This window comes from Pseudarthrobacter sp. YAF2, assembly GCF_052113345.1.
GTDB lineage: Bacteria > Actinomycetota > Actinomycetes > Actinomycetales > Micrococcaceae > Arthrobacter.
The window spans coordinates 73471-93737 of record NZ_JBFRDA010000009.1; the positions used below are offsets into that span (position 1 = coordinate 73471).

General features: G+C 65.7%; 17 protein-coding genes. 6 read left to right on the forward strand and 11 right to left on the reverse strand.

Annotated features, from left to right (window positions below; translation table 11 throughout):
- Positions 1-53 precede the first annotated feature (53 nt).
- Both AB4Y79_RS10875 and AB4Y79_RS10880 read left to right on the forward strand, forming a co-directional pair.
- Entirely contained in the window at positions 54-917 is an 864-nt protein-coding gene (locus AB4Y79_RS10875; protein WP_441861354.1) for a DUF2382 domain-containing protein, read from the forward strand.
- 430 nt (positions 918-1347) lie between these two features.
- Positions 1348-2664 (forward strand): cell division protein PerM, encoded by a 1317-nt coding sequence (locus AB4Y79_RS10880; RefSeq protein WP_441861356.1) that lies wholly within the window; start codon positions 1348-1350, stop codon positions 2662-2664.
- 18 nt (positions 2665-2682) lie between these two features.
- On the opposite strand, the gene AB4Y79_RS10885 is transcribed toward AB4Y79_RS10880, so the two are convergent.
- The gene (locus AB4Y79_RS10885; RefSeq protein WP_441861358.1) at positions 2683-3114 is read right to left on the reverse strand and encodes a hypothetical protein; all 432 of its coding nucleotides are present in this window, start codon (positions 3112-3114) and stop codon (positions 2683-2685) included.
- A 39-nt stretch (positions 3115-3153) separates the two neighbouring features.
- Between AB4Y79_RS10885 and purN the strand changes: the two genes are divergently transcribed.
- Positions 3154-3723 carry a phosphoribosylglycinamide formyltransferase gene (purN, locus tag AB4Y79_RS10890; RefSeq protein WP_441861360.1) on the forward strand — a complete coding sequence of 190 codons (570 nt, stop codon included), beginning with the start codon at positions 3154-3156 and terminating at the stop codon, positions 3721-3723.
- Positions 3724-3852: 129 nt separating this feature from the next.
- Here the strand turns inward: purN and AB4Y79_RS10895 are convergent, their stop codons facing one another.
- On the reverse strand, positions 3853-5205 hold the full coding sequence (locus AB4Y79_RS10895) for an MFS transporter (protein ID WP_441861362.1): 1353 nt from the start codon (positions 5203-5205) through the stop codon (positions 3853-3855).
- Positions 5206-5348: 143 nt separating this feature from the next.
- Here AB4Y79_RS10895 and purH point away from each other — a divergent pair, with 143 nt between their 5' ends.
- Positions 5349-7034: a bifunctional phosphoribosylaminoimidazolecarboxamide formyltransferase/IMP cyclohydrolase gene (purH, locus tag AB4Y79_RS10900; protein WP_441861364.1), complete on the forward strand. Its 1686-nt coding sequence runs from the start codon at positions 5349-5351 to the stop codon at positions 7032-7034.
- Positions 7035-7099: 65 nt separating this feature from the next.
- Here purH and AB4Y79_RS10905 read toward each other — a convergent pair whose 3' ends face one another.
- Positions 7100-7231, reverse strand: a complete 132-nt coding sequence (locus AB4Y79_RS10905) for a hypothetical protein (RefSeq protein ID WP_441861367.1) — start codon at positions 7229-7231, stop codon at positions 7100-7102.
- Positions 7232-7253: 22 nt separating this feature from the next.
- Positions 7254-8219, reverse strand: a complete 966-nt coding sequence (locus tag AB4Y79_RS10910; RefSeq protein WP_441861370.1) for a trypsin-like serine peptidase — start codon at positions 8217-8219, stop codon at positions 7254-7256.
- Between the two features lie 314 nt (positions 8220-8533).
- Between AB4Y79_RS10910 and AB4Y79_RS10915 the strand changes: the two genes are divergently transcribed.
- Entirely contained in the window at positions 8534-10753 is a 2220-nt protein-coding gene (locus AB4Y79_RS10915) for an NADP-dependent isocitrate dehydrogenase (RefSeq protein ID WP_441861373.1), read from the forward strand.
- A gap of 23 nt (positions 10754-10776) precedes the next feature.
- Here the strand turns inward: AB4Y79_RS10915 and AB4Y79_RS10920 are convergent, their stop codons facing one another.
- The 7 genes from AB4Y79_RS10920 to AB4Y79_RS10950 all read right to left on the reverse strand — a co-directional run bounded on the left by AB4Y79_RS10920 (position 10777) and on the right by AB4Y79_RS10950 (position 18525).
- A complete protein-coding gene (locus tag AB4Y79_RS10920; RefSeq protein ID WP_441861376.1) occupies positions 10777-11217 on the reverse strand; it encodes a hypothetical protein in 441 nt (146 codons plus the stop codon).
- Entirely contained in the window at positions 11214-12443 is a 1230-nt protein-coding gene (locus AB4Y79_RS10925; protein WP_441861379.1) for a serine/threonine-protein kinase, read from the reverse strand. Before AB4Y79_RS10925 ends, AB4Y79_RS10920 begins: the two co-directional genes overlap by 4 nt.
- Positions 12444-12727: 284 nt before the next feature.
- On the reverse strand, positions 12728-14029 hold the full coding sequence (locus tag AB4Y79_RS10930) for a hypothetical protein (RefSeq protein WP_441861382.1): 1302 nt from the start codon (positions 14027-14029) through the stop codon (positions 12728-12730).
- A gap of 88 nt (positions 14030-14117) precedes the next feature.
- Positions 14118-15077 carry a hypothetical protein gene (locus tag AB4Y79_RS10935; RefSeq protein ID WP_441861385.1) on the reverse strand — a complete coding sequence of 320 codons (960 nt, stop codon included), beginning with the start codon at positions 15075-15077 and terminating at the stop codon, positions 14118-14120.
- A 119-nt stretch (positions 15078-15196) separates the two neighbouring features.
- Positions 15197-16267, reverse strand: coding sequence for a Gfo/Idh/MocA family protein (locus tag AB4Y79_RS10940; protein WP_441861388.1), 1071 nt, complete (start codon positions 16265-16267; stop codon positions 15197-15199).
- A 120-nt stretch (positions 16268-16387) separates the two neighbouring features.
- On the reverse strand, positions 16388-17095 hold the full coding sequence (locus AB4Y79_RS10945) for an ABC transporter ATP-binding protein (RefSeq protein ID WP_441861391.1): 708 nt from the start codon (positions 17093-17095) through the stop codon (positions 16388-16390).
- A gap of 2 nt (positions 17096-17097) precedes the next feature.
- Positions 17098-18525 (reverse strand): ABC transporter permease, encoded by a 1428-nt coding sequence (locus AB4Y79_RS10950; RefSeq protein ID WP_441861394.1) that lies wholly within the window; start codon positions 18523-18525, stop codon positions 17098-17100.
- Positions 18526-18768: 243 nt separating this feature from the next.
- Here AB4Y79_RS10950 and AB4Y79_RS10955 point away from each other — a divergent pair, with 243 nt between their 5' ends.
- Positions 18769-20262 carry a pectate lyase family protein gene (locus tag AB4Y79_RS10955; RefSeq protein ID WP_441861397.1) on the forward strand — a complete coding sequence of 498 codons (1494 nt, stop codon included), beginning with the start codon at positions 18769-18771 and terminating at the stop codon, positions 20260-20262.
- Positions 20263-20267 lie beyond the last annotated feature (5 nt).

Consider the following 20267-nt stretch of genomic DNA (forward strand, 5'->3'; position numbering starts at 1 on the left):
TGCCCGGGCTGCAGGCTCGCAATCCCAGCACAAAGACAAACCAAGGAGACGTAATGCTCAACAGGGAAAACCTTGAAAGCCTGCTCGCCAAGGGCGGCAACGTCGTGGGCACCGACGGTGCGAAAATTGGTTCAATCGGCCAGTTGTACGCAGATGACGACACGGGTGAGCCCACCTGGGTTACGGTCAAGACCGGCCTCTTCGGCACCTCCGAGACCTTCGTGCCGGTCGAAGGCGCGCGCACCGAGGGCGAGGACCTGGTGGTTCCGTTCACCAAGGAGCACGTGAAGGACGCTCCCCGGGTAGAGGCCGACGGCCACCTCACCCCTGAGGAAGAGGACCGGCTGTATACGCACTACGATCGCGGTGCACGGACCTACACGGAAGCCCGCACCGGCACGGAATCCGACGCCGGTGACGTCGACCTGCAGGGCGATGCCGACCTGAACGCCGGCACCCCCACGGCCGGGATCGGCGCAGGCCGGGACACGTACGACGACAACAGAACCCGCGACGCGGTAGGCCACGATACCTCCGGCCCTACCACCGACGACGCCATGACCCGGTCAGAGGAACGGCTCAACATCGGCACGGAGCGCGAAGCAACCGGGCGCGTCCGGCTTCGGAAGTACGTCACCACCGAGAACGTCACCAAGACCGTTCCGGTGGAACGCGAGGAAGTCCGTGTTGAGCGCGAACCCATCACGGACGCCAACCGCGGTGCGGCCCTCGATGGTCCCTCGATCAGCGAAGAGGAGCACGAGGTGGTCTTGCACGAGGAACGTCCGGTGGTGGAGAAGGAAGCCGTTCCGGTTGAGCGAGTCCGGCTGGACAAGGACGTTGTCCGCGAGGATGTCACGGTGGATGAGGAAGTCCGCAAGGAGAACATCGAAACGGACGCCGACGGCCGCCGCTGACCCGTGCGGCGGTTTACTGCGGTATTCGGGCAGCTTGACTCAGCAGCGGCCCTGAAACGGTGAACGGCGCCGGGAGCCTTGGGGGTTCCCGGCGCCGCACCGTTAAGCGCTGGTGCAACCACGCTGTATGCCATGGGTGCACCAGCCAGTAGGACGAATATCTTCAGAACTTACGGTTCATCTCTCATTCGCGGCTCCTGTTTCCCGGTTTACGGATCCGGGCCCTTGGCTGGCGCGGGTCACGCCCGGCGCCCAGCAGAAATCGCACTGCGTCCGTTCGTCGGACGGGGGCGCTGGTTTCAGATACCAATTTTACGGCCCGGCCCCGGAAAAAGCGCCGGGCGGCGGGGCATTTGATTGTTCACTCAGTCCCTTCGCGGAGCCTGTCGTTCGCGGGCAGGATGCACTCGGCGTGACACGATGGAACACGATGAAACTGCGTGCTGATCAGACCGGAAACCGTGGCCTTCCCATGCCTTTGTGGCTGCAGGGCGCCGTCGAAACGGCGCAGGCGGCCATCATTTCCGCGCTGGTGGTGATAGCGCCCATCATCGCCGTCTGGGCCACGGCGGGGTTCCAAAACGGGCAGTTCGAGGTTTTGGCCCGATTGGCCGGCCAGTCCTGGCTTCTGGTCCACGGCGTGCCACTGGAACTCACGGGAGCGGGGCCGGCCCCGGCAGCGCACGGCGGATCCGACGTCCTCAGCCTGATTCCCCTTGGCCTGACCCTGATTCCTTTCCTGCTGGCCTGGCGTGCCGGCCGGCGCCTGGCCCGGGCCTCGTACACCGATCAACTGTGGCAGGCCCTGCTGGGCTCGTGGATGGTCTACGCAGCCTTCGGTGCGGCTACGGCTTTCGTGTGCCGCAGCACCGACGTCGTCATCAATCTTTGGTACGCCATGCTGGTTCCGCTGATTCCCTACGGACTGGGCATGGTTGTCGGCGCCCGCAGGGAAGCCGGTTCCTGGAGCCGGCTGATCGGCGTCGACGCGGTGGACTGGATTTCGCGCACCAGCCAGCATTCGCGCTGGGCGGGCTCGTACTTCGCGTCTGCGGCGAAGGCCGGATTCGTGGCCGTGGTCTCCGCCCTCACCCTGGCGGCGGTGCTGCTGGCCGTGGACCTCTTCATCCACTGGAACCTCGTCGTTTCCGTCTATGAGGCGCTCGACGCCGGCCCGGTGGGAGGTGCCGCCCTCACCATTGCGCAGCTCGGCTTCCTGCCAAACCTGGTGGTATTTGCCCTCGCCTGGACATCAGGTGCGGGGTTCGCCATGGGCGTGGGTTCCCAGGCAGGGCCGCTGGGCACCGCAGTGGGTCCGATGCCCTCCGTTCCGGTCCTGGCCGCCATCCCGTCTGGCAGCTTGGACTACGCCTTTGTGGCGTTGATCGTTCCGGTGTTGGCCGGCGTCGTGGCTGGCTGGTGGTTCCTTCGGGAGGGGGAGAACCACTTCGACGAATGGCTTGCCATCAAGATCCATGCACGCTGGTTTACAGCAACCGTCTCCACCCTGGTCCTCGGGGTTCTCGCCGGGCTCGCCGCCGGGGTGTTGACGATGTGCCTGGCCTGGGCGGCCCGGGGGTCCGCAGGGCTCGGCCGCCTGACCGATATCGGACCCAACCCGCTCTGGACCGGCCTGTGGGTGGCGGCCGAGGTTGGCGTGGGCGTCCTCATTGGCTACGCCGCAGGGCCCTGGCTGGAACGTGAGGAAAGCCGTACCGCGGAACGGGATGCCGAATTGGTCAGCTAGGCCCCCTGCCGGCCCGCGCTAACCCAACTTTGTGGGCAGGACATCCTGGAACGTCGTCACGCACGCGTGCGTCGCCCGGTCCGTCAGCGCCCGGCCCAAGCACGCCTGGTAGTCGCGCACCTGGTCGAAAAAGACCGCGGCGGTGATGAGCAGCGGCACCATCACGACGGCCACCACCAGGCCGGAGATGGTGCCAATAAGAACCAGTTTGGATTCCTTTAACCGGATGGCCCTGGCCAGCAGGAATATCCCCAGCACCAGGCTGGCTGCCGTGAGGACAGCAGACAGCCACAGGTAGTTGACGTCCAGCTGGTAGACGAACGGCGCGCCGAGGACCGAGACCAGGAACATCCGGAACAGGGTCAGGGTCTTGGTGAGGGAGGCTTTTGCCGCCTCGCTGAGCGGGGGTTTGGCCTGTTGCTGCGCGCCCCGGCCCGGTTGGCTGTTCATGTTTTCCAGCGTACGCGAGCGTGCACCTAAGCTGGACCAATGCGTATCGTCGTCCTCGTCTCCGGCACCGGGTCCAATCTCCAAGCAGTCATCGACGCCGTCAAGGCGGGGGAACTTGACGTGGAGATCGCTGCGGTGGGGGCCGACAGGGAGGGAACCTTCGGCGTCGAACGCTCCGCCGCGGCAGGCATCCCCACGTTCGTGGTGGACTTCAAGTCCCACCGGGACCGCGCAGACTGGAACGCCGCCCTGACCGACGCCGTAGCCGCCTTCAAACCTGACGTGGTGGTGTCCTCCGGCTTCATGCGCATCGTCAGCCCGGAATTCATCGACGCCTTCAACGGCAAGTACCTGAACACCCACCCTGCGCTGCTTCCGGCGTTTCCCGGCGCCCACGGCGTACGCGATGCCATGGCCTACGGCGTGAAGGTGACCGGCTGCACGGTGCACTGGGCCGATGCCGGCGTGGACACCGGGCCCATCATCGCCCAGGAGGCCGTGACCATCGAGGACTCGGACACCGAGGAGACCCTGCACGAGCGCATCAAAGTGGTGGAGCGCCGGCTGCTGGTGTCCACCCTGGCGGCCCTCGCCGCTGCCGGCGCCTGAGTCTCCGAAACCAGGCCGTACCGACGCACTTCTTCCCCCTCGACGCGCAAATTCCCTGACGCGCACCGGATGCAGGGGCGTCAGGGAATTTGAGCGTCGAATTCGAATCTGGGCGCGGCCGCCTTCCTGCTACTGGAGCCGCCGCTGCCGGGTTTCAGGGGAAAAGAAGGCCATCCACAGCACGGACACCAGCACCAGGGCACCGGCCAGCGCAAAGGACGTGGCAAGGCCCAGCTCCGGCCAGAGATAGTTGGCGAAAATCAGCGGCCCAAAGCCGGCGCCCAGCCGCGAGAACGTGGATGCCCAGCCAAATCCGCTCCCTCGCAGCTCGGTGGGGTACAGCTCTGAAACGTACGCGTACAGCACGGGGATGGCCACCTGGACCACGAACCCGAACACCAGCAGCCAGAACACCGCCGCCGTGGGAATATCAACCACGAACGCCACGATCACCAGGGTCAGGGCGGACAGCGGCCCGGTGATGGCGAGGATCCACTTGCGTCCCACCCGTTCCACGAGCGCCGCTGCCACCACCACGCCAAGGAAACCGACGGCGGCCATGGACGCCGTGGTGACGAACGCCTTGTACTCCGCGAACCCGGCACCGATCAGGATCCTCGGCATCCAGGTCAGGGACAGGTAGTAGACCAGGAGAATGCTGAAGAACAGGGCCCAGGCGGCTGTGGTGATCTTCCAGTTGAACTGCCAGACGGACCGCAACTGCGTCCAGGCGCTGCCGGCCGAAAGCCTCGGCGCATCCTTGGCATCGGGCAGGCTGTAGGCCCGGGTTTCGGCGCCTGTGGCCACCACCAGCCCGTCAATGATCCTGGCAGCTTCCTCCCGCCTGCCCTTGCGGATCAGGAACAACGGGGACTCGGGGACGCTCCGCCGCACCCAGAAGACCAGCAGTGCCGGCAGAACCATCACCAGCATGGTCAGGCGCCAGTCACCGTTCAGGGCCACCAGCCCGGCGGAGACGAACCCTGCCAGGGCGGCGCCGACGGGCCACCAGCCGTCCATGGCGGTCAGGACCTTGCCGCGCTGCTTCCTTGGGGTGAACTCACCCACCAGGGCATAATCCACCGGAATGCAGCCGCCCAGGCCGAAGCCTGCCAGGAACCGGAAGATGCAGAACCACATGAAGTCGGGGGAGAAGGCGCCCAGCACCGTGAAGATGGAAAACAGGAGCAACGTTGCCGTGAACGCCTTCTTGCGGCCTACCGTATCCGCGATGGTGCCCCAGGCGAACGCGCCCAGTGCCATTCCGATCAGATTGGCAGTACCCACCCAAGCGGCCTCGCCCGGTGTCAGTGCCCAGTGCGTGGAGAGAAGCGGGATGAGGATGCCGTTCAGGGTCACATCCCAGGCGTCAAACATGAAGCCAAGGCCCCCGATCAGGAAGATCCTGCCCTGGACTTTCCATCGCCAGGGCAGTTCCTGGACCACCTGTTCGCCGCTGGGCACAGTGGTGTAAGTATTCATCGCCGCCTCCTGCTGAAGACTCTATCCGGGCCTGCAGACGTTCACACTCCGGCGCACACAGGGGGTAACCGCTGCCTTCGCGATAAACTGGCCCTATCCCCACCAACCGCGGCGTTGTTCCGCGAGATAAGACGGAGACATTTGTGAGCTTCACGCAGCATGAACGCGTATCCATTGACCGTGTACCCATCCGCCGGGCCCTCATCTCGGTTTACGACAAAACCGGTCTGGAGGAGCTCGCCACAGGCCTGCACGCGGCAGGCGTGAAGCTCGTCTCCACCGGTTCCACGGCCAAGAAGATCGCCGCCGCGGGCATCCCCGTCCAGGAGGTGGAAGAAGTCACCGGCTCCCCGGAAATGCTGGACGGCCGCGTCAAGACGCTCCACCCGCGTGTCCACGGCGGCATCCTGGCCGACCGTCGGGTCCCGGCCCATATGGAAACGCTCGCCAGCATGGACATCGAAGCCTTCGACCTCGTGGTGGTGAACCTCTACCCGTTCGTGGAGACGGTGAAGTCCGGCGCCGCACAGGACGACGTCGTCGAGCAGATCGATATCGGAGGCCCGGCGATGGTTCGCTCGGCCGCGAAGAACCACGCCGCCGTCGCCATTGTTGTGGACCCGTCCTTCTACGGCCAGGTGGTGGCGGCCGCTGCCGCCGGCGGCTTCGACCTGAAGACGCGCCGACGCCTCGCCGCCAAGGCGTTCGCGCACACTGCGGCGTACGACAATGCCGTGGCCATTTGGACCGCCAGCCAGTTCCTGGATGAGGACGGCGACGGTGTCATCGACTGGCCCGCCTATGCCGGCCTGTCCCTGGAGCGCTCGGAGGTCCTGCGCTACGGCGAGAACCCGCACCAGCAGGCGGCACTCTATGTGGACAAGGCCGCTCCGGTTGGCATCGCCCAGGCGGACCAGCTGCACGGCAAGGCCATGAGCTACAACAACTTCGTCGACGCCGACGCCGCGCTGCGCGCCGCCTACGACTTCAGCGAACCCGCCGTCGCAATCATCAAGCACGCCAACCCGTGCGGTGTTGCCGTTGGCTCCGCGGACGCCGCAGACCCCATCGCCGACGCGCACGCCAAGGCCCACGCCTGCGACCCCGTCTCCGCATTCGGCGGCGTCATCGCTGCCAACCGCCCCGTCACCGCCGGCATGGCCAACACCGTCAAGGACATCTTCACTGAGGTTGTCATTGCCCCCGGCTTCGAACCCGAGGCCGTGGAAATCCTTTCCAAGAAGAAGAACATCCGTCTGCTTGCCCTCCCCGAAGGCTACGGCCGGTACCCCACGGAATTCCGCCAGGTTTCCGGCGGCATGCTGGTACAGGTCAGCGACAAGGTGGACGCCGACGGCGACAACCCCGCCAACTGGACCCTCGCGGCCGGTGAGGCCGCCGACGAAAAGACCCTCGCGGACCTCGCCTTCGCCTGGACCGCGTGCCGTGCAGCGAAGTCAAACGCCATCCTGATTGCCGACAACGGCGCCGCCGTGGGCATCGGCATGGGCCAGGTCAACAGGCTCGATTCGTGCCGCCTCGCCGTGGAGCGGGCCAACACCCTGGGCGTGAAGGTTGAGTCCGACGTCGAAGGTGCCGGCGGCGCCTCGAATGCGGACGCGAGCGGCGCACCGGAGCGGGCCCGCGGCGCCGTGGCGGCCTCGGATGCCTTCTTCCCATTCGCCGACGGCCTGCAGATCCTGGTCGACGCCGGTGTCCGCGCCGTGGTCCAGCCGGGCGGATCCGTCCGCGACGAGGAAGTCGTCGCGGCAGCCAATGCGGCCGGCATTACCATGTACTTCACCGGAGCCCGGCACTTCTTCCACTGAACGACCAGACAGACGACGGCGCCCGTCCCCTTCACAGGGATGGGCGCCGTCGTCGTTGTGCTGGCCTACTCCTCGTCACCAGGGCCGGGCTCCGGCTTGGGAAGCCGAATTTCCCTGGGCTTGGCTTCCGCCATCCGCTCCTCTGTCCAGTACCCAAGGACTTCCTCAGGCGACTGGTTCAGGTCGACATGGCTCACGGAACCCTCGTCAGGCTCGGGTTCAGGAGGCTGCTGCATCGGTGTACGTGGCCTCAATATCCGTGCCCCAGTACGGGCCGTACATCACAGCCGAGCCGTTGTAGCCGTAGCTGTTGATCGAGTTCTGCAGACCGTCCGAACCGATGCCGATGAACCATGGGCCGCCCGAGGAACCGCCCGTCATGTCGCAGGGAATGCCCTGGGTGCCGAACTTCGGGTTGTTGGGATCATTTTTCGCGGTGCCGGTGCAGCTCCACAGGGACGTGCCGTTGAACGGTGAGGCCTGCGGGTAGCCGTAGGCCGTGTAGGTCAGGCCGCGGGCCTGGTTGAAGGCAGTGCCCGAGCCGCCAACGACGTCCGTAAGCGCCTGGCCGTTACTGTCCTTGTTCACCACGACGAAGCCGGTGTCATAGGTCATGTCCCCGTTGGCAACCCATTGGGTGGGGGCATACAGGGCCTTGGCAGTCCACTTGCCGTATGGTGCGGCGCCGTTGTCGTAGGCGGGCACGAAGACGAAGTTGGTGGCGTACGCGCCACTCTCATTCACGCAGTGTCCGGCCGTTGCCACGGTGCTGCCGTTTGCGGAGGAGACGGCGTTGCCCGAGCACACGTAGTTGGTTGTGCCCATGGTGAAGAAGACCTTGCCGATGTGCGAGACGGGGTTCTCACTCTTGGCGATGGTGGGCTTGCCCTTGGTTCCCTTGGTGGTGGAGGGGTTGCCCTTCTCTACGACAGGGAGGCTCGAGCGGTTACCGCGCTCGAGCGCCTTGCCTGCCAGGGTGTCACCCGGAATGGCGCTTTGCATCCGCTCGGGGGTCCAGTAGTCAGCTGCGCCGCCGGCGTCGACACTGATGCTGGCAACCGAGGGATTGGCCTTCCCGTCGGACGGGGCGGGGGTGGCCGAAGCCCCGCCGGCAGAGGTGAGGGCCAGCACGGCGGCCGCGGAAAAGGTCAGGAGGCCGGATGCCAGGGACCTGGTACGTGTCATTGTTGTCCTGTCTGAACGGGGTTGGGCCCGGGATCGGTAGTGACTTAGCGAACTTATCGCCGCGGGCCGCGTTTGTACACACTCGTGACCAATCATCCGGCGGGCGCGCCCGGTACCAGCCCACCGGCGCCGACGGCGGCCGGGGCACCCTGGTGCGTGCCGTCGTCGGGCGTTCTCCATCGCTGTAATGCTGCTCTCACCGGGGTAATCCGGCAGGCCCGTTAAGGTTCAAACCGGCGTCCTCGGGTAAGTTGTACTTGGTGAAATAGACAAAGATTTCACAACCAAGCCGACCTTCAGGGAGACGCCCGCGCATGTCCAAGATTATCTACACCCACACCGACGAAGCGCCGATGCTGGCTACCTATTCGTTCCTGCCCATCATCGAGGCTTTCGCCTCGACTGCAAGTGTGGAGGTGGAGACCCGCGACATCTCGCTCGCCGGCCGCATCATTGCAGTGTTCGGTGACTACCTCACCCCGGAGCAGCAGATCGGTGACGCCCTTGCTGAACTCGGTGAGCTGGCGAAGACGCCGGAAGCCAACATCATCAAGCTGCCCAACATCAGCGCTTCCATCCCGCAGCTGAAGGCGGCCATCGCAGAGCTGCAGGGCCAGGGCTACGCACTGCCGGACTACCCGGACAACCCCACCTCGGATGAAGAGACCGCCGTCCGCTCGCGCTACGACAAGATCAAGGGCTCGGCAGTGAACCCGGTCCTGCGTGAAGGCAACTCTGACCGCCGTGCGCCGCTGTCGGTGAAGAACTACGCCCGGCAGAACCCGCACTCCATGGGCGCCTGGACTGCGGACTCCAAAACCAACGTGGCCACCATGGGCCAGGACGACTTCCGTTCCAACGAGAAGTCCGTTGTGATCGAGTCCGAGGGCACCATCGCCGTCCAGCTGGTCCGTGAGGACGGCTCGGTGAAAGTCCTGAAGAAGGCCTTCCCGGTGCTGGCCGGCGAGGTCATTGATGGCACCGTGATGCGTGCCGCCGCACTGGACGAGTTCCTGAAGGCCCAGGTTGCCCGTGCCAAGGAAGAGGGCGTGCTGTTCTCCGCACACCTGAAGGCCACCATGATGAAGGTTTCGGACCCGATCATCTTCGGCCACGTGGTGAAGGCATACTTCTCCGAGCTCTTCGAGACCTACGGCAAGCAGCTCAGTGCCGCCGGCATCAGCCCCAACAATGGCCTGGCCGCCATCCTGAGCAGCCTCGAGGACCTGCCGGCGGACGTCCGCGAGGGCGTCCAGAACCTGATCAAGAAGGGCCTGGAAGACGGCCCCGCGCTGGCCATGGTGGACTCCGACAAGGGCATCACCAGCCTGAACGTGCCCTCCGACATCATCGTCGACGCCTCCATGCCGGCCATGATCCGCACCTCCGGCCACATGTGGGGCCCGGACGGCAAGGAAGCTGACACCCTGGCGGTCCTGCCGGACAGCTCCTACGCAGGCATCTACCAGGTGGTCATCGATGACTGCCGTGCCAACGGAGCCTACGACCCCACCACCATGGGCACCGTCCCGAACGTGGGTCTGATGGCCCAGGCCGCCGAAGAGTACGGCAGCCACGACAAGACGTTCGAAATCCAGGAAGCCGGCAAGGTGCAGATCGCTGACGGCAACGGGAACGTCCTGATCGAACACGACGTCGTCCCCGGTGACATCTGGCGCGCATGCCAGACCAAGGACGCGCCCATCCGCGACTGGGTCAAGCTGGCCGTCACGCGCGCCCGCGCCTCGCAGATGCCTGCCGTGTTCTGGCTGGATGAAGAGCGGGCCCACGACGCCAACCTGATCGCCAAGGTCAACGAGTACCTGAAGGACCACGACACCGAGGGCCTGGACCTCCAGATCATGTCCCCGGTCAAGGCCACCGCCTTCACCCTGGAACGGATCCGCAAGGGCGAAGACACCATCTCCGTCACCGGCAACGTGCTCCGCGACTACCTCACGGACCTGTTCCCCATCCTGGAACTGGGCACCAGCGCCAAGATGCTCTCGGTTGTCCCGCTGATGAACGGCGGCGGACTCTTCGAGACCGGCGCCGGCGGATCCGCCCCGAAGCACGTCCAGCAGCTGCTGAAGGAAAACCACCTGCGCTGGGACAGCCTGGGCGAGTTCCTGGCACTTGCCGTCAGCTTCGAGCACCTGGCCACCACCACCGGCAACGCCCGCGCACAGGTATTGGCCGACACACTGGACCGCGCCACCGGCACGTTCCTGCTGGAGAACAAGTCGCCCAGCCGCCGTGCCGGCGAGCTGGATAACCGCGGCAGCCACTACTTCCTGGCCCGTTACTGGGCTGAGGAACTGGCCAAGCAGACGTCCGACGGCGACCTTGCCGCCGCGTTCAGCTCCGTCGCCAGTGAGCTGTCGTCCAAGGAAGAAACGATCGTTGGTGAGCTGGCTGAGGTTCAGGGTTCACCCGTGGACATCGGAGGCTACTACCGCCCGGAGGACGCCAAGGCTTCGGCTGTGATGCGTCCGTCCGCGACCCTTAACAAGTTCATCGCCAGCCTGGCCTAGCCTGGCCGCTGCTGCGGCAGCCACTAAGAGGCGGTGCTCCGGATGATTCCGGAGCACCCCCACTTTGAGGGGGAGGGGCTCTGGGCTGCTTGCCGGGCTGCTGTCCGCGCGTCCTCGGCGGCTTTCGCTGCAGCTTGCTGGGCAGCAACGGCGTCGTCGTTGAGATCTGCCCTGACGGCGGTGGCGACAGTGGTGATGCTGCGGCTCCGTTCCTCCGAAACCTGGCCCTTCGCTGCTGCCGCTGAGAGGTCGGACTCAAGCCCGTCCAGCGCCTTCAGGGCCGCGGCAGGATCGTTCTGCGAGGCCGCCTGGGTAACTTCCAGTACCCGCGCCTGGAACTGGGTGGCCGCTTCCCGCTGCAGGCCCGTTCCGGGGGCGGCACACGCACCCAGGAGGGCGGCGGCCAGCAACGCGGCGGAGCCGGCCACGGCCAGCCGCGCCACGGTGGTCGGGCGCACCGTCACGGGGCCACGCTCTTCTGGAGTTCCTTCAGATGGTCGCCCAGGGTGCCCGTGACGGTGGGATAAGGCACGACGTCGGTGGGCCGGGCGGACACGCTGACCAGCACCGCTGCGGCGGCTGCGGCAACCACCAGGATGCCGAGGACCACGGCCAGCCAGAACCGGTTGCGCCAGAAGAACCTGCGCAACCGGGAGGCCTTTTTCTCGGCAGGGCGCCGCGCGACCGCCGGGGCCGCAGCGTCGCGATCGGCTGCTCCGGCGGGTGCAGACGCTTCGCGCAGCTCTTCCACCGATTCTTCGGCGGTGATGGACGGCGGGTGGAAGGGCATCGCGGGCAGCACCCGGGTGGTCTCCGCGGCCAGCTCGCCGGGGGTGGAGGCGGGCGAGACAAGGGCTTGACGCAGCGAGGTCTCGATGTCGGCGGCGGTTGGCCGTTCGAGTGGCTCGATGGAAGTCATGGAGCGGATGAGCTCAGCCCATTCGGCAGGGACGTCGTCGGGAATTTCCGGGGCGCGATGCAGCCGGGCGACAGCGGATTCCACCGCGCTGCCTGGATACTCCACGGTGCCCTTGATGCACTCAAGCAGAACCAGCCCCAGCGAGTAGATGTCGGTTGCCGACGACAGGGGCTTGCCGAGGGCCTGCTCGGGGCTGAGGTAGGCGGCGGTGCCTACCATGGTCCCGGTGGCGGTGAGCCTGGTGGAGTCCACGATCCTCGCGATGCCGAAGTCGGTGAGTTTGGGGCGCAGGGGCTCGCCGGGGCGGATCTGGACCAGGAGGATGTTGCCGGGTTTGATGTCGCGGTGGATGATGCCCAGGCCATGCACGTAGGCCAGGGCGTCGGCGATGCCTGCGCCGATGACGGACAGTTCCTCCAATGGCACGCGGCTGTGCCGGATGCGGCTGCGGAGGTCCTGGCCCTCGACGAGCTCCATGGTCAGGAAGGGCCTGGGTTCGTCCGGAACCCGGTCATCGATTCCAGCGTCGAACAGCGTCACCAGCCCCGGATGGTTGAGCGTGGCAAGCAGCTGGATCTCGGCTTCCTGGCGCTTGAGCTCATCCGCGTCGGGGGCCTGCGGGGCGAAGAGTTTCAAAGCGACGTCGCGGCCGAGGTTTTCGTCGTGGGCGCAGTACACCGATGACATTCCGCCGCGGCCTATTACCTCACTCAAACGGTAACGTCCGCCGACCACTTCATTCTTGATGGAGCTAGGCGATTCCGCCACCATGACCGTTCCTCCCGGTGCGCTGCGGCACTGTCGTACCCCAAATTATACGAGCGGCGCAGTAAAACCACAGTTTGACCTTGGCTTTGGCAGTGCGGCACGCCAACGGCCCGGCGGCTGGTTAAAGCATTTCCGCCGGACCATTGGCTACAAGGACATGTGTGCTGATGACATGTTTTGTGTTGCGCTCACGTTGTTCGGGGTGGGTGTCCTCCTCTCGCCGGCCCGCACGACGCGGCCCCTTCAGGCGCCTGCGTGCGGGCGGTACTTATCCTGCACAGAGGGCTTTAGGAGACCTTGCGCTTGCGGAGAGCCAGGAGTCCTGCCACCAGGAGCAGCAGGGCCAGGGGCACCAGGGATCCATCCCAGCCGGTCTTGGCGAGGCTGGTGTTGGCTGTCCCGGTGTTGGCGCGGGCGGAACTTGCCGTGGCAGGGTTGCTGAGCGGGGTTGTGACGGCGGCGATTGCTCCGCTGACGGCCCTGGAGCCTGCGGAAGCTGACGGGACGTCGCCCGTGCCCGCGTTGTTGGTCCCGGGGTCAAGGGTGCCGGCATCGCCGGCAGTGCCATCGCTGCCGTTGCCGGCAGGATCGCCTGCGCCGGGGGTGCCGGTTCCCGGATCAACGGTTCCGGCATCGCCGGCCGTGCCGTCGGCCGGGCCTGTGGTGCCCGTGCCGTCGTCAACGCCAAGTCCGATGCCGAGATCAATGCCGAGGTCGGCAGCGGCATCCAGGCCACCGCTGCCTGCAGTACCGGTGCTCACACCGGTGCCCAGGTCCACGCCGGCAACGACTCCACTTGCCGTGTCACCGCTGGTGGCGGTGCCGAGGCCGAGGTCTACGGCTGCGTCGACGGCGAGGCCGGTGGTGTCGTCTGTGGTGCCTGTTCCGTTGGTGCCGAGGCCGAGGGTGACGTCCGCTGCGGCTGCCAGGTCGGTGACTGCGGGGTCGGTGGCGGTGCCGAGGGTTACGGCTGCGTCAACGGTGGTCCCGGTTCCTGTGTCGGTGGTGTTGGTGCCGAGGTTGACGTCTGCCGCGGCGGCCAGGTCGGTGGTGCCGGTGGTTGCGGGGTCGGTGGCGGTGCCGAGGTTTACGGCTGCGTCGACGGCGAGACCGGTGGTGCCGTCCGTGGTCCCTGTTCCGCTAGAGCCGAGGCCGAGGCCGAGGTTGACGTCYGCYGCGGCGGCCAGGTCGGTGGTGCCGGTTCCTGTGTCGGTGGTGTTGGTGCCGAGGCCGAGGTTGACGTCTGCCGCGGCGGCCAGGTCGGTGGTGCCGGTTCCTGTGTCGGTGGCGTTGGTGCCGAGGCCTACGTTGGCGTTGACGGCGAGGTCCGCCGTCGGGCTGCCGGTGGCGTTGGTGCCGAGGCCGAGATTGACGTCCACTGCGGCGGCGACGCCCGTTGAGCTCGACGGCGTTGGGTCACCCAGCAGGCCCAACGACGTCGAATCAGTGGGCGCCGCCGAGATGAGGGCGGACGCGGAAAGGTCAGTTCCGCTGGTAGTGTCCGCTGCGTTTGCGGCAGTGCAGCCGAAGGCCAGAAGGCCGCCGGCAAAGAGGGTGCCAAGCAGCCCCCTGCGAAGGTTGGTACTCATGGTGATTACTCCTGAAAAGTTGAGGTTCGGGCGCGCGATCCGCTGCCCGTCATGCCACTTGGTGCCCGAAAAGGGCAGGCGGCCTCAACTAATCAGGTGAAGAACCGGGGTCGAACGAAACCGGGGCAGGGATGTGCCCGGAAGCCTCACCGGCGAGTACTGCGCCGGGGTGTTCAAAACCAAAGTCGAACGGGCTAAGCCACGCGGCGGCCCCGGACGGACCTCCGGATGACCCGCCGCTGCCCGTACCGGATGCAGGGACCGAAGGAACCTGGTCGGGCAGCTGCGCCGGGTCAATGGGAAGGGATTGGCCGGAATCAGGATCAGCGGAGGCAGGCACTACGGAAGGATGCCCGGACATGCTTGCGAGGGCTGCCTGACCTGCGGTTTGCAACCGAGCGACGTCCCCGACCCCAAGCTCGTCCAGCAGCGCCCCGGAATCCGGTCCCGGCTCCGACGCTGTTTCCAGGGCGGCCGCGGGCGTTTCCAATGACGCAGGCGGGGCCACCCCAGGATCCGGGATGACCAGGGCAGGAAGATCTCCTGGTAAGGCGTCGACGGGCAAAGCTGGAAGGGTCACGGGGGTGGCACCAGTCAGGAGATCAGAAACGGGCTGGAGCACGGGCTCGAGCACGGGAACGGCCTCGGCTGCGGGGGCCACAACCACCTGCACCGCCCTGGCCGTCGCGGCATCGGCAACGTCGGCAAGCGGAGCAGACACTGTGGAAACAGTTCCCGGCGGAACCACCTGCGCCAGCACGGGAACGCCGGCGATGGCGTTGTCCGCCAGTCCGGAAATCCGGGCGGCCACAGGTTGCGCCAGCCCTGGTGCAGCAGTAACTCCCGCCGCGGAGCCGGCGGGAGGCGGTGAAACCGTATCCGAAAGGCTATTGGCCAGGGATAGAACCGTGCCGGTGGCACCGCCTGGGAGGGACGAGGAGTCCGGTCCGGCGTCGGCGGATGCTGCCGTGGACGAAAGTGTCAGCCACATGACTGCTGCTGCCCCGGCGAGGAGGGCCGGGCGCATGGCACGCCATGGCGAACTCATTCGAGCCATACGTACCACCCCCCAGTGACCGGTGCAATCGATGCTGTCTACAGGGTAGGACCGGACATTCCGGGAAGTCTAGGGGTTGGCGCAAACAATCGTGGAAATCGGCCCGAGCGCTAGTGGCTGTCGTTGGGGTACGTTACGCCCAATTGCGCGCGGACGCCGTCGAACAGCCGCATCGTGTTCAGCGAATCCTCGAGAGGCATCACCGGACTTTCGGTGAGACCCTGTTGGACGCACCTCATCACTTCGCGCAGTTCGTAGGTGTAGCCCTTTCCCACGACGTCGAACGTTTCCGTCCGGCGGTTTTCCCACCCATTGGCGATGATGAGTTCGCGCGGACTGTTGATGGATCCGACGCTCTGCAGGAACCCCAGGCTTCCGGCAACAGTGGCGGTCCGGGGCCCATGCGCCAACAGCGATGAGGTGAGCTGGACCTGGGCCGCGTGGCTGTAGCCGAGAGTCATCGCGTTTTGGGCGTCCACGCCGTCGTCGTTGACGAACCCCGTGGCGCTCACAGTCTGGGGAAAGCCAAGGGTGCCAAGCGCCCAGAGGAGTGGATAAACGGACAAATCCAGCAGCGCACCGCCGCCGTCTTCGCGCGCCCAGAGCCTGGCGGTGGGTGAGTACGGCGCAGGAAAGCCGAGGTCGGCGCTGATCCAGTGGATGTCGCCCAGTTCACCTGAAGCGGCAATTTCGAAAGCCCGCTGCATTGAGGGCAGGAACCGGCTCCAGACTGCTTCCATCAGGAACAGCTTCCGGCTCCGGGCAACATCGATGAGCTCGGCCGCTTCGCGGGCGTTGATGGTGAAGGCTTTTTCGCAGAGCACATGCTTGCCGGCGTTGAGGGCGGCGAGGACAATCTCGTGGTGCTGGGCGTGCGGCGTGGCGACGTAGACCACGTCCACGGCGTCATCGGCGAGGAGCCGCTGATAGCCGGGAACACCGTCGTCGTCCGCGTAGGCTTTCTCAAAATCGTAGGCGACGGCGAACGCGTCCGCGGAGTCCTGCGCCCGGGAACTGACCGCGTACAGCCGGGCGTCCTGAAGCAACGCAAGATCCTGTGAGACGGCCCGGGCGATGCTGCCCGTTGCGATGATTCCCCAGCGAAGCGGATCCCCCGTAGCGGACCGGGGGTCCTGGTCGGGCTGGCTGGTCAGCCATGGCGTGGCGATGGGAGCAGTCATATCGCGATCCTGTCACAGCGCTGCCGGGGGTGGGGATTGCGTAGCCAAGAGTGGACACGGGAACGGAAAAAAGGGGCTCAAGGCCAGGGCGTTTTGCCCGCACCTTGAGCCCCGGATGCCTTAGGCGGTGGCGGCGACGGCGGCCCGGCCCCTGACGGGTTCCTCCGTCAGCTTGCCCTGCTGCAGGCGGAAGCGGCGATCGGTCTTGTTGGCGAGGGCCCGGTCATGCGTCACAACGAGGATGGTGGTGTTGTGGTCCCGGCTCAGCGAGCTGAGGAGCTCGATGATGTGGTCGCCGGTTTGCTCGTCCAGGTTCCCGGTGGGCTCGTCGGCGAGGATGAGCTTGGGTTCGTTGGCCAGTGCCCGGGCAATGGCTACGCGCTGCTGCTCGCCGCCGGAAAGCCTGTTGATGCGCCGCTCATGCTTGGACGGGTCCAGCTGGACCTGTTCCAGCAACTCCTTTGCGCGCTGCAGCCGGGCTGCCTTGCGCATTCCGGCAAACTCCATGGGCAGCATGACGTTATCCACGGCTGACAGGTTGGGGATCAGGTTGAACTGCTGGAATACGAAACCAATATCGCGCCGGCGGTACTCGGTCAGTTTGGCGTCCGGCATCCTGGCGAGGCTCACACCATTGACCACCACGTCTCCGCTGGTGGGTTTGTCCAGGGCACCCAGGAGGGACAGCAGGGTGCTCTTGCCGCTGCCGCTCTTGCCTACGATCGAGGCGAGGCTGCCTTGCTCCAGGACGAAGCTGACGTCGTTGACCGGCTTGATGGTGCGGTCACCTGAGTTGAAGGTGCGGACCAGGTTCTTGACTTCAATCATGGCTATTCTCCTCGCAGGACTTCGATGGGACGGATACGCGCCGTGAGCAGCGCGGGAACCAGGGCGCCGACGATGGCGACGCCGAACACTGCAGCAATGCCACCGGCGATGACTTCAGGTGATGCGCTCGCCGTCACGGAGTTCAACAGCTGGGAGGCGCCGCCAAAGGGGCCGCCCTGGCCGCCGGGGAAGCCCCCTGCCCCGCCCGGGAACCCGCGGCCGGTGGTTGTGGCGGCAGTGGTGGTGCTGTTGCTGCTGATCAGGGCCGAAGCAATACCGCCGCTGGCGAATGATGCGATGGCGGCTCCCACTGCGCTGCCCATGGCGGCGAGCACCAGTGCTTCCAGGACGAACTGGAGGCCGATGGTGCGGTTGGGCGCGCCGATGGCTTTCAGCACGCCGATCTCGCGGCGCCGCTCCCGGACCAGCATCACCATGATGAGCAGGATTATCAGGCCTGCCGTGGCTAGGGCGGCGATGAATGCGATGAAGGAGATGTTCTTGACGCTGTCCAGGGAGCTGACGGCAGTCTGCAGATTCTGGCCCTGTGTGACGTCTGCCTTGTCGGTGCCGAGCGCCGTTTGCAGTGCCGTCTTGGTGGAGGCCACATTGTTCATCGAGTTGACCGTCACGATAATGCTGGACAGCTCATTGGGCGTCCCGGCCAGGGTCTGGGCGGTGGGCAGCGTCACGTACACGGCGTTATTGCCGAACGCGGTGCCTGCGTCGAAGAGTCCGGCGACCGTGTAGGTCTGGTCATTGATGGTGAAGGTGGAACCGATTGCGAGGTTGTTCTTCTCAGCCAGGGTTGTGCCGAGCAGCGCGCTGGTTGATGCTGCTGAGTAGTCGCCAAGTCCGGAGCCCTGCGTGATGTTCAGCGCCTTGCCCGTGCTGTCCACCTCGGCGCCGATCCCGGTGGCGGTGATCGGCAGGGATCTGACAGCCTGCATACTTCCGGTGGATCCTGTGGTCCCGTTGGCCTGCTGGTTGCGGTTGCCCAGCGTGCCGGCGTCCACCGCCGCAGTCAGGCTGGTGGTCAGGGTGGCCGCGGACTGGCCGCCGGGGCCGCCCTGCCCGCCGCCGGGACCGGGCTGGCCCGTCTGGGCCGCCGCTGCCTGCGCTGCGGCATTGCGGAGGCGGAGGGATGAGGTCCCGACGACGGCACTGACGTTGGGCACGGCAGCGGCAGTGGCTGCCTGGTCGGCGGTGAGCGGCTCCCCGCCGCCTTCAAAACCTTGCCCGCCGGCAGGGTTCACGGTCAGGACGGTGCCGACGGAGGCGTTGAGCTCCTGGACTTTAGCCCCGACTGCCTGGTTTGCCACCAGCATGGCCAGGGCCAATCCAATGGCGACGGCCAGGACCGCGACAACGGCTGCGGTGCGGACCTTGTTTCTGAAGGCATTGCCTACGCTTCGGGCGAGGACGCTCACGTTACTCCTAGGACTCAGGTGCCGGCGCGGAGGGCCGGCTTCGAATCAACCTTCCCCGGGCATGCTGTGCAGGAATCCGGCCAAAACTGTGTTTGTGCTGTGAAGTGCTATTGACAGCTTTGTCACGTAAGTACTAAATATTAAGAGTCTCCTCAGAAAGCGTTTTCTGAATTGAGTCGTAACCCATCCGATGCACCACGTACCAAGGCATGTGGTCTATTTGGCATGCCGGAAACCAGGCCAATGACGTCCCTGAAAATGCTTCGACCCTTCCCCTCAGCGCAGCGGCGTCTGCCGCGTGTCGCTGCGTTCTCCACTTCCGTCCTCTGCGCGCTGGCCGTCGGAATTGCTGTGGCAGCTCCCGCCCCGGCCACCCCGGCGCCAACTGGCGGCGGCATAATCCGTGCTGATGATGCGGCACCCACTGGCTGGGCCGCCGTCGGAAGCGGTACCAATGGCGGCGCCGGCGCACCTGCCGCAAACACCTATGAGGTGAGCACACTTGCCGGGCTGAAGGCTGCGCTGGCCAACCATGGTGAGCCCACGGCGCCGAAGGTGGTTTACGTCAGCGGCACCATCGACGGCAACCAGGCACCGGACGGCCGCATCCTCGGGGAACAGGATTACGCGTCTGGATACGACATCACCAAGTACATGTCCTGCTTCGGGCCGGAGGGCAAGATGTGGAGCGACCAGGCCTTCGATTACTGCAAAAAGCAGCGCCAACTGCGCCAGACGGGCAGCAACAACATGAAGCGGCAGATCGAGGTCAGCATCCCCAGCAACACCACCCTCGTTGGGGTGGATGGCGGCGCTGGCTTCGTGGGTGCCAACATCGTGATCCTTAGCGCCTCGAACGTGGTCATTCGAAACCTCAGCATTGAAGCGCCCGTGGATTTCTTCACCACATGGTCTCCCGACGACGGCGACGGAGCCTGGAACGCGCGCTTCGATGCTGTCTCGTCAGTGACGTCCAACCACGTTTGGATAGATCACGTCCACCTGTCCGACGGCAGGTTCCCCGACAGCGAGGCGCCGATGGGCTTCCGGAACAAGCCGGCCAACCGGCACGATGGACTGCTGGACCTTAAGGACGGCACCGATTTCGTCACCGTTTCGAACAGCAGCCTGTCCGACCACGACAAGACCATGCTCCTGGGATCGGGTGATGAGCACGTGGACAAGGACGGCGGGAAGCTTCGTGTCACATATATCGGTAACCTCTTCGAGGACATCCAGCAGCGCGGACCGCGCGTACGCTTCGGCGAGGTCCATGTGGTGAACAACTACTTCGTTGGCAGCACGGATCATCCCGAGTATCCCATGATCAGCGAAGGGCAGGGCGGCCACAGCTACTTCCTCGGCGCCGGCTACGAATCACGGATCTATTCCGAACGCAATGCCTTCGAATACACCGGACCCGGCGCTGACCAGAGCGTTATGGTCAGCAGCTACAACGGCAACCGCTTCAGCGATACGGGGTCGTGGTTCAACGGGTCCGAAGCGGATCTTAACGCGGTGGCCCGTGCCTCCTTCGACCAACACCGTGCGGAAGCTCTTGCCGAAGCGGAAGAGACGGGGACTCCCGCCGCGGACTGGACGGGCTGGGACTTCACCACGGATGTGGGCTGGAACCCCGCCGACGCCTACGGCTACAAGGCATTCACCACGCCAGAGGCCGTGAAGAACCACGCCACGCAGTTCACCGGCCCGGGAGTGCTCCGGGTCCAGCGCTAGCCAGA

Bases quoted from the DNA above. Each gene is read 5' to 3' on its own strand.
- AB4Y79_RS10955 (WP_441861397.1), top strand. From the start codon at position 18,769: ATGACGTCCCTGAAAATGCTTCGACCCTTCCCCTCAGCGCAGCGGCGT.
- AB4Y79_RS10875 (WP_441861354.1), top strand. From the start codon at position 54: ATGCTCAACAGGGAAAACCTTGAAAGCCTGCTCGCCAAGGGCGGCAAC.
- AB4Y79_RS10880 (WP_441861356.1), top strand. From the start codon at position 1,348: ATGAAACTGCGTGCTGATCAGACCGGAAACCGTGGCCTTCCCATGCCT.
- AB4Y79_RS10935 (WP_441861385.1), bottom strand. From the start codon at position 15,077: ATGAGTTCGCCATGGCGTGCCATGCGCCCGGCCCTCCTCGCCGGGGCA.
- AB4Y79_RS10910 (WP_441861370.1), bottom strand. From the start codon at position 8,219: ATGACACGTACCAGGTCCCTGGCATCCGGCCTCCTGACCTTTTCCGCG.
- AB4Y79_RS10925 (WP_441861379.1), bottom strand. From the start codon at position 12,443: ATGGTGGCGGAATCGCCTAGCTCCATCAAGAATGAAGTGGTCGGCGGA.
- AB4Y79_RS10915 (WP_441861373.1), top strand. From the start codon at position 8,534: ATGTCCAAGATTATCTACACCCACACCGACGAAGCGCCGATGCTGGCT.
- purN (WP_441861360.1), top strand. From the start codon at position 3,154: ATGCGTATCGTCGTCCTCGTCTCCGGCACCGGGTCCAATCTCCAAGCA.
- AB4Y79_RS10895 (WP_441861362.1), bottom strand. From the start codon at position 5,205: ATGAATACTTACACCACTGTGCCCAGCGGCGAACAGGTGGTCCAGGAA.
- AB4Y79_RS10885 (WP_441861358.1), bottom strand. From the start codon at position 3,114: ATGAACAGCCAACCGGGCCGGGGCGCGCAGCAACAGGCCAAACCCCCG.
- AB4Y79_RS10945 (WP_441861391.1), bottom strand. From the start codon at position 17,095: ATGATTGAAGTCAAGAACCTGGTCCGCACCTTCAACTCAGGTGACCGC.
- AB4Y79_RS10940 (WP_441861388.1), bottom strand. From the start codon at position 16,267: ATGACTGCTCCCATCGCCACGCCATGGCTGACCAGCCAGCCCGACCAG.